The organism is Micromonospora sp. H33 (assembly GCF_052068455.1).
Lineage (GTDB): Bacteria > Actinomycetota > Actinomycetes > Mycobacteriales > Micromonosporaceae > Micromonospora.
Window position 1 is genome coordinate 1 of the sequence record NZ_JBQHDE010000030.1, and the last position, 8,166, is coordinate 8,166.

Below are 8,166 nucleotides of genomic sequence, written 5' to 3' on the forward strand. Positions count from 1 at the left end.
TGGACCCTGACAGCGACGGAAATCCCTCAAGTCTCTTGGGCGCCTGACGGTGCTCGCGTCACCACGCCCGTTCCCCCCTTCTTGCGGTGGGTGGCGCCTTTCCCCGAATGGAGCTTCTCTGATGAACACGAAGCTGCTGCGTAAGAGCGTTCTGGGTATTGCTGGTCTGGCCTTCGCCGGTGGCATGGTCGCCGGCCCGGCCACCGCCAACGCCGCCCCGACCGTTGAGTCGGTCAAGCCGGTCGCTGCGACCGTGCTGGCGGACAAGGCTGACAAGCCGGACAAGGGCAAGCTGATCCCGCACGGCGTGCAGGGCAAGCAGTCCCGTATCGACCTGACCGACGAGCAGGTCGCGAATGTGAAGGCGATCATCGCCGCGACGAAGAAGGCCGGCATGGACGAGCGCGCCGCTGTGGTGGCGATCGCCACCGCGCTGCAGGAGTCGAAGCTCGAGAACCTGGGTCATCTGGGTGAGCGCAACGACCATGACTCGCAGGGCCTGTTCCAGCAGCGCCCCTCCAGCGGGTGGGGCACGGTCGAGCAGATCACCGACCCGGAGTACTCGACGATGGCGTTCCTGAAGGGTCTCAAGCAGGTCGACGGCTGGCAGGACATGCCGCTGACCAAGGCCGCCCAGACCGTGCAGGTCTCGGCCTACCCGTTCCACTACGCGCAGTGGGAGACCCAGGCCGCCGACCTCGTCGCCGAGCACTGGAACAGCTGACCCAAGGCAGCTGACACAGCTTTCCTCACAGGGGGAAACAAGTCGCTGGCCGGCACCCGAACCATGGGTGCCGGCCAGCGGCGTCTCCACACGATCCAGCTGGCCGGCGACGCTTGCCGCGTCGACGCCTGCGAGTTCGGGGGCTCCCCGGACAGTGACGGTCGACGCGCGAGCCCTCCGTGACCGTTCGACGCGTGCGAGTCCGGGGCGCGGACCGGGTCGGGTCGAAATACGCCAGCCCCCGGTGCCGTGACCGGGACGGGCGGGCGGAGCGCGAGCAGGTCAGGGGTGGGGCCCGCCGTGACCGGCGCAGGGATCAAGCCTGACCGCCCGGAGCCGGGCACGGCGGGCCCCACCCCACCACCGCAACCACCCACGAACCCCGACGCAAGGACGAACCCGAGGCCCACCACCGCAACCCCGCGTGAAACGCGGACTGCCTCCCACGCAGCCGGACCCCCACGGCAGGACCAGTGGGGGCGGTCACACCGCCCGGGGGAAGACCGCCACCGGGTAGCGTGTTGAGACGGGTGTCGGTGTGTCCAGTGTCCCCGGGCCTCACCTAAAATTGCCGTCGCGGAATACCGTCCGGCTGGAGCCGCCACGCGCCACTCGCCGAGAGGCGACCTGCACACCGACACCCCAGCGCCGCCCCCGAGCCCACACCAGGCCCGGGGGCGGCGCTGTCTACGTACCCCGGGAAAGCTCAGCGACGGCGGCCGCGGACGATGTCGACGGCGGCCGCGACCAGCGCGAGCGCGATGATGCCGCTGGCCAGCAGCAGTGAGTGGCGGAAGGCGGCCGACCAGTCGCCGGCGCTCGCCGCGAGGGCGGAGAAGAAGACGGAGCCGACGGCGGCGATGCCGGCGGCGGAGCCGATGCGTTGCCCGGTCTGGAGCATGCCCGCCCCGCTGCCGGCTTGGCGCACGGGGACCTGGGACAGGGTGAGGGTCTGGTTGGGCGCGATCACCAGGCCGCTGCCGAGACCGGCCAGCAGCAGGGGTGCGGCGGTCCACCAGGGTACGGGCACTCCGGCGGGCACCCGGTCCAGCGCCAGGACGACGGTGAGCAGACCGCACACGACGGCGAGCAGCCCGACGGCGACGAGGGGGCGGCCGTACCGGTTGACGATCCGGCCGCCGATGGCGGACGCGGCGGCCGAGCCCAGGGCGAACGGGGTGATGGCCAGGCCGGCGACGAGTGCGCTGTAGCCGAGGCCGTTCTGGAGGTACAGGGTGAAGATGAAGAAGATCGCGGTGAAGCCGCCGAAGTAGACCAGCGCGATCAGCGCGCCCAGCCCGTACGACCGGACGCCGAACAGGCGCAGGTCGAACAGCGGTTCCTGGCGCCGGGCGTACCACCGTTCCCACCCGGCGAAGGCGGCCAGCGCGAGCAGCCCGGCCGGTACGAGGAGCCACTTCGCCGGGTTGCGCCAGTGCTCCTGCACCAGCGGCAGCAGCACGAGCAGCACGCCGAGCCCGAGCAGCAGTACGCCCACCGGGTCCAGCCGGCGCCGATCGGGGCGGCCCTGCGGGCGGTGGGGCAGCAACCGCCAGCCGAGGACGACGGCGAGCACGCCGACGGGCACGTTGACGAAGAAGACCCAGCGCCAGCCGTGTTCGGTGCCACCGAGGTGGATGAGCAGGCCGCCGAGCAGGGGGCCGACGGCGGTGGAGATGCCGATGGTCGCGCCGAGCAGCCCGAACGGCCGCGCCCGCTCGGGACCCTGGAACAGTTCCTGGATCAGGCCGGTGACCTGCGGGTTGACCACACCGGCGGCGGCGCCCTGGAGCAGGCGGGCCGCGACCAGCCAGGCGGGGGAGGGTGCCAGGCCGGCGGCGGCGCTGGTGACGGTGAACAGGGCGATGCCGACGACGAAGGCGGTACGCCGGCTGTGCGCGTCGCCGAACCGCCCGGCGGACACGAGCACCAACCCGAACGTCAGCGCGTACCCGGACAGCACCCACTGGAGGTCACTCGGGGAGGCTCCGAGCGCGCGTTCCATCGACGGTACGGCGACGTTGACGATGCTGACGTCGAGCAGCGTCATGAAGGCGGCGACCAGGCCGACCCCGAGGGCCGGCCACCTCCGCCGGTGCCCGGGCGACGGGTCGTCGGTGGGACGTGTCGTCGGGCCCGGGGATGGACGATCACGCATACGCCCGACCGCTACCCCGAGCCCGGGTGGTGGACCGTCACGCCAGCTGCTGCGCGCAGAACCGCGGGCCGAAGTCCAGGCCGGCCATCGGCGAGTCCTCGCGGTGCAACAGGTTCTTCTCGGTGAGCTGGTGCAGAGGCCCGCGGAGCTGCTCCTCGGTCAGGCCGGACTCCTCGGCGATGAGGTCCGGGTAGGGGACCTGGCCGCGCGCCTCCAGGGCCGCGACCGCGTCGTACACCCGTTCCTCGACCTCCGACAGTTGCACCTGCTGCATGTCGTCCTCCTTCGGTACCCGCCCACGGTGCAGGCGGCCTGCGCCGCGGTTACCCGGCGGCTGACCGAAGATGCCCACCCGATCGGGGGTCGTCGGCGTCGGGTCGGGCCGTGCCCTGGTGCCCTAGGCTGCAACGGTGGCCGTCTGGGATCTCGCGGTGGTGGGCGGGGGTCCCGCCGGCCTGTCCGCCGCGTACGTCGCCGCCCGCGCGGGTGTCCGCACGCTCGTCGTCGAGCGCGCCGTGCATCCGCGCTACAAGACCTGCGGCGGCGGCCTGATCGGCACGTCGCTGGCCGCTGTCGCCGACCGGGTCGAGGTGCCGGCGCACGACCGGGTGGACCGGGTGACGTTCACCCGGGACGGGCGACGCGAATTCACCCGCCGACATGCCGGTCCACTGGTGGCGATGGTGCGCCGGGACGAGTTCGACGAACGCCTGCGGGCGGCCGCGGTCGCCGCCGGGGCGGAGCTTCGCCAGCGGGTCGCGGTCCGCGCCGTGGAGGAGGTTCCGGAGGGGGTACGCCTGCGGCTGGCCGACGGGGACGCGGTGACGGCACGTACGGTGATCGGCGCGGACGGGTCCTCCGGGGTCACGGCCCGGCACGTGGGTGTCCGCCACCGCCAGGTCGACCTGGGGCTGGAGCTGGAGCTGCCGGTACCGCCGCCGGAGCAGGCCCGCTGGCGGGGCCGGGCGCTGCTGGACTGGGGGCGGCTGCCGGGTTCGTACGCCTGGGTCTTCCCCAAGGGCGACCTGCTCACGGTGGGAGTGATCGCGGCGCGGGGGGCGGGGGAGCGGACCCGGGCGTACCTGCGGTCGTTCGTGGAGCGGCTGGGTCTGTCGAGCGTGGAGCCGGTCCACGACTCCGGCCATCTCACCCGCTGCCGCAGCGAGGATTCGCCGTTGCGTCGGGGGCGGGTGCTGGTGGCGGGCGACGCCGCCGGCCTGCTCGAGCCGTGGAGCCGGGAGGGCATCAGCTACGCGTTGCGTTCCGGTGCCCTGGCGGGCGCGGCGGTGGTCGCCGACGACCTCCCCGGGTACGAGCGGGCGGTCGCCGAGGCGCTGGTGCCGTCGATGCGCGCCGGGCACCGCCTCCTCGACGCGTTCACCCGCCGACCCGAGGTGTTCCACGCACTGCTCGCGACACCACCGGGCTGGCGGATGTTCGTGCGGTTCTGCCAGGGGCGGGCGAGCTTCGACGAGACGTTGGGCCGGACTCCGGTGCGGGCCGCCCTGGCGCTGCTGGACCGGCTGCCCACCTCCCGTCGGACGTCGACCAGTCTCTTTCACCCAGGATCCTAGGATGCTCTAGGCGGGGTGAGCGCCGCTACGGGCATTGGCGACAGCGACCGCCGAACACGGAGAATGGACACGTCACAAGGGAGACGCCATGGCCGATGCCCCCTCCGAGTCGCCGTTCACCGACGACGAGTACGCCTTCCTGCGGCACGTCCGTTTCGGCGAGCTGCCCCCGGCGGTCCGCCCAGAGGAGCGCGTCGAGCTGACGGAGACCGAGCCGCGCCGCGACCGCCCGGAGCCGGACGACCCGCACCGCTGGGACCTGCGCCACGGCGCCTGACACCGCCCGGCGGTGTGTCGCTTCCGCCACACGCGCCTCGCTGCCCCCATCGCGACCGTTTCCGGCCGCCCAGGCGGGGTAGGGCCGTCAGGGACCCGATCCCGACCGGTGCGCGAAGGAGGCGTCGGTGAGCGAGGACCAGCACACACCGCAGGACCCGACCAGCCAGTACGGCCAGCAGGAGGGGCAGCCGGGGCAGCAGCAGACGCCGCCCGGCGCGACGGGGGAGATGACCCCGAAGCCGGACCACGGTGAGGAGTCGTACCGGGGCACCGGCAAGCTCACCGGCAAGCGCGCGGTGATCACGGGTGGCGACTCGGGCATCGGCCGGGCCATCGCCATCGCGTACGCCCGGGAGGGCGCCGACGTGCTCATCTCGTACCTGGGTGAAGAAGAGGACGCCGACGCCCGGGAGACCGTGCGGCTGGTCGAGGATGCCGGCCGCACGGGCGTGGCGGTGCGCGGGGACATCACCGACGAGCGGCACTGCCAGGAGCTGATCGACCGCGCGGTGCGCGACCTCGGGGGTGTCGACATCCTGGTGAACAACGCCGCCTACCAGATGGCGCAGGAGAAGGGCATCACGGGCATCAGCACCGAGCAGTTCGACCGGGTGCTGAAGACCAACCTGTACGCCATGTTCTGGCTCTGCAAGGCCGCGATCCCGCACCTGGCCGAGGGGTCGACAATCATCAACACGTCGTCCATCCAGGCGTTCGACCCGTCGCCGCAGCTGCTGGACTACGCCACCACGAAGGCCGGCATCGCGAACTTCACCAAGGCCCTCGCGCAGGATCTCGCCGACCGGGGCATCCGGGTCAACGCGGTGGCGCCCGGTCCCATCTGGACGCCGCTGATCCCGGCCACCATGCCGCAGGAGAAGGTGCGGCAGTTCGGCCAGGACACCCCGGAGGGACGGCCCGGCCAGCCCGCCGAGCTGGCGCCCGCGTACGTCTTCTTCGCCTCGCAGGAGTCCAGCTACGTGACGGGCGAGGTCCTCGGCGTCACGGGCGGCCGTCCGACCAAGTGACGCCCCGCCGGCCGGTCCCGCGCCGCCGGCCCGTCCGGCTCCCCTGAGGTACGCCCACCGCCCGGTCCTCCGCTCCGCGGCTCCCGGCACCGGGTGTGCGGGGCGGCCGGCCAGCCAGTTCGGCGCTGGTCAGCGGGCAGGGTCAGCGGGGCCAGCCGGCGAAGCGGCGGCGGACGTGGGCGACGGCCGCGGCGTCCAGGCCGTAGCGGGCGAAGCGCGAGTCCGGCAGCCGGTCCAGGTAGCGGCCGGCGGCGCGGACGTCCTCCGGGTCCAGGGCGGGGTCGAGCTGCCGGGCCAGTGTCAGCAACTCGGCCGCGTCATGCCGGTCCAGGGCCGCCGCCACGTCGATGTAGTCGCGGACCTCGCGCCGGTTCACCAGGGCGGCGGTCTTGCTCGCCATCAGGTCCCGGACGTCCATCACCGGGCCGAGGTCCATCACGACCGGGCTGCGGTGCCGGTCCAGCCGGGCCAGACTGAGCCGCAGCTGCCGCCCGTCCCGGCTGACCACGAAGTCCCGCAGGTCCCGGTCGAAGCCCTCGAACAGCCCGCCCAGCTCACTGTCCGGATCCGCGTCCTCCACGGTGAAGCCGGCGCGCTCCAGCGCCACCCGGACGTCCCCGGCCGCCGCCGCGGCGGCCCCCTCGACGTCGGCGAACAGGTCGACGTCCTCGGTCGGGCGGGTCACCAGCCCGTGCGCCGCCCACGCCACGCCACCGCCGAGCACGAACCGGTGCGGCCCGGCCGCCGACAGGGCCAGCCGGGCCACTTCGCGGTAGAACCCGTGCAGGTGGGCGGTGGTCACGCCGTACGGAGACCCGGGTGGCGGCTCTCCCACGCCTGGCGTACGCCCCGGGGCAGGTTGAGCAGCCGCCACACCCGCCGCAGCGTCCGGCCGTTGATCAGATCGCGGAGGTCGTCGGTGCGGGTGGTCTCCCGCAGCACGTTCTCGTACATCCACAGCAGCTGGTCCGGGTCGCCCAGGTCGAAGCGGCGGTCCGGGCACCACATCAGCCGTACCGGCAGCTCGACCACGCCCCGGGTCGGGCCCGTCAGCTCGGCGAGAGTGCGGGCCACCACGGCGGGCCGGCCGGGTCGCGCCAGGTGGGGCACGCCGGCTGCGGTGGGGGAGAGGCCCTGCATGCTGTCAGCGTAACGCCAGAGTGGCTGACGGGGTGTGGCCGTACGGCTCCGCGCGTGGTCGCGGTGGCGTCTTTGTCATGTGCGGCGTCGTCTGTGAGGCTCCGGTGGGTCGTATCGCTTGCGCTGTTCTTGTGGTTGCGGTTGGGGGTGTGGCCCGCCGTGCCCGGCTCCGGGCGGTCAGGCTTGATCCCTGCGCCGGTCACGGCGGGCCACACCCCTGACCTGGTCTCGGTCCGCCGGTGGGCGGCGACTCGACCCCGTCCCGGCGCAGATCTTGGAAGGAAACGGCCCCTGGAGGGGCCGCGATCTTCCAAGATCTCCGTGCGTCGTGGGCACGGTGGGCGGTATGTCCGGCTAGGGTGTGCCGCCTTGGGCCGGGTGTCCGGTTTCGGGGTGTGATCGGCGGCATCCCAGGGTCGGAATCGTGGCGGGGGCGGGGTGGTTACATCACCTGGACGATCGAGCAGGGCCCCTGCCCAGGCGGGATGCGGCCCGTCGGGCCTGGCCGGAATGATGGCGGGCCGGCGGTCGTTACATCTGGACCCGGCACCACGAGAGCAGCCCGCCCCCGGGGCGTGGCCCCCGGTTCCCGTCGGCCCGCCCCGCGGGTTGGCCCCCGGCTTCTGGTCGCCGGTTTCTGATTCACCCCGTCGAGACGGTCCACCCCCTGGACCCCCGACGGAAATCCCCCAAGGTCTTTGAGTGCCTGACGGTGCTCGCGTCACCACGCCCGTTCCCCCTTCTTGTGGCGGGTGGCGCCTTTCCCCCGAATGGAGCTTTTCTGATGAACACGATGCTGCGTAAGAGCGTTTTCGGTATTGCTGGTCTGGCTTTCGCCGGTGGCATGTTCGCCGGCCCGGCCACGGCCAACGCCGTCCCGTCGATCGAGTCGAAGCCGGTCGTCGCGACCGTGCAGGCTGACAAGGTGGACAAGGGCAAGCTGATCCCGCATGGTGTGCAGGGCGAGCAGTCGCGTATCGACCTGACCGACGAGCAGGTCGCGAATGTGAAGGCGATCATCGCCGCGACGAAGAAGGCCGGCATGGACGAGCGCGCCGCCGTGGTGGCGATCGCCACCGCGCTGCAGGAGTCGAAGCTGGTGAACCTGGGTCATCTGGGTGAGCGCAACGACCATGACTCGCAGGGCCTGTTCCAGCAGCGTCCGTCTTCGGGTTGGGGCACGGTGGAGCAGATCACCGACCCGGAGTACTCGACGATGGCGTTCCTGAAGGGTCTCAAGCAGGTCGACGGCTGGCAGGACAT

9 protein-coding genes are annotated in these 8,166 nt (G+C 72.5%); 5 read left to right on the forward strand and 4 right to left on the reverse strand.

The features are described 5' to 3' along the window. Positions 1-121: 121 nt before the first annotated feature. The gene (locus tag ACTMS0_RS28980) at positions 122-724 is read left to right on the forward strand and encodes a hypothetical protein (RefSeq protein WP_441158449.1); all 603 of its coding nucleotides are present in this window, start codon (positions 122-124) and stop codon (positions 722-724) included. A 706-nt stretch (positions 725-1,430) separates the two neighbouring features. Here the strand turns inward: ACTMS0_RS28980 and ACTMS0_RS28985 are convergent. Continuing rightward, positions 1,431-2,882 carry an MFS transporter gene (locus tag ACTMS0_RS28985; protein ID WP_441158450.1) on the reverse strand — a complete coding sequence of 484 codons (1,452 nt, stop codon included), beginning with the start codon at positions 2,880-2,882 and terminating at the stop codon, positions 1,431-1,433. 37 nt (positions 2,883-2,919) lie between these two features. Beyond that, a complete protein-coding gene (locus ACTMS0_RS28990; protein ID WP_441158451.1) occupies positions 2,920-3,156 on the reverse strand; it encodes a hypothetical protein in 237 nt (78 codons plus the stop codon). 136 nt (positions 3,157-3,292) lie between these two features. Between ACTMS0_RS28990 and ACTMS0_RS28995 the strand changes: the two genes are divergently transcribed. From ACTMS0_RS28995 to ACTMS0_RS29005, 3 genes are all read left to right on the forward strand, one after another. Then, complete coding sequence (locus ACTMS0_RS28995) at positions 3,293-4,456, forward strand: geranylgeranyl reductase family protein (RefSeq protein WP_441158452.1); 1,164 nt, start codon at positions 3,293-3,295, stop codon at positions 4,454-4,456. Positions 4,457-4,544: 88 nt separating this feature from the next. Then, positions 4,545-4,733: a hypothetical protein gene (locus tag ACTMS0_RS29000; RefSeq protein WP_441158453.1), complete on the forward strand. Its 189-nt coding sequence runs from the start codon at positions 4,545-4,547 to the stop codon at positions 4,731-4,733. 127 nt (positions 4,734-4,860) lie between these two features. Then, a complete protein-coding gene (locus ACTMS0_RS29005; protein ID WP_441158454.1) occupies positions 4,861-5,763 on the forward strand; it encodes an SDR family oxidoreductase in 903 nt (300 codons plus the stop codon). Between the two features lie 142 nt (positions 5,764-5,905). Here the strand turns inward: ACTMS0_RS29005 and ACTMS0_RS29010 are convergent, their stop codons facing one another. Both ACTMS0_RS29010 and ACTMS0_RS29015 read right to left on the reverse strand, forming a co-directional pair. Then, positions 5,906-6,565 (reverse strand): nucleotidyl transferase AbiEii/AbiGii toxin family protein, encoded by a 660-nt coding sequence (locus ACTMS0_RS29010; RefSeq protein ID WP_441158455.1) that lies wholly within the window; start codon positions 6,563-6,565, stop codon positions 5,906-5,908. Continuing rightward, complete coding sequence (locus ACTMS0_RS29015; RefSeq protein WP_441158456.1) at positions 6,562-6,903, reverse strand: hypothetical protein; 342 nt, start codon at positions 6,901-6,903, stop codon at positions 6,562-6,564. The genes ACTMS0_RS29010 and ACTMS0_RS29015 overlap by 4 nt, the downstream gene beginning before the upstream one ends. A gap of 784 nt (positions 6,904-7,687) precedes the next feature. On the opposite strand from ACTMS0_RS29015, the gene ACTMS0_RS29020 reads away from it, so the two are divergent. Next, positions 7,688-8,166, forward strand: a 479-nt coding sequence (locus ACTMS0_RS29020) for a hypothetical protein (protein ID WP_441158457.1), incomplete at its 3' end; no start/stop codon positions are given.

What these genes read in the sequence shown, in the direction of transcription:
- ACTMS0_RS28985 (WP_441158450.1), bottom strand. Translation starts at nt 2,882, where the DNA reads ATGCGTGATCGTCCATCCCCGGGCCCGACGACACGTCCCACCGACGAC.
- ACTMS0_RS28990 (WP_441158451.1), bottom strand. Translation starts at nt 3,156, where the DNA reads ATGCAGCAGGTGCAACTGTCGGAGGTCGAGGAACGGGTGTACGACGCG.
- ACTMS0_RS29015 (WP_441158456.1), bottom strand. Translation starts at nt 6,903, where the DNA reads ATGCAGGGCCTCTCCCCCACCGCAGCCGGCGTGCCCCACCTGGCGCGA.
- ACTMS0_RS28980 (WP_441158449.1), top strand. Translation starts at nt 122, where the DNA reads ATGAACACGAAGCTGCTGCGTAAGAGCGTTCTGGGTATTGCTGGTCTG.
- ACTMS0_RS29000 (WP_441158453.1), top strand. Translation starts at nt 4,545, where the DNA reads ATGGCCGATGCCCCCTCCGAGTCGCCGTTCACCGACGACGAGTACGCC.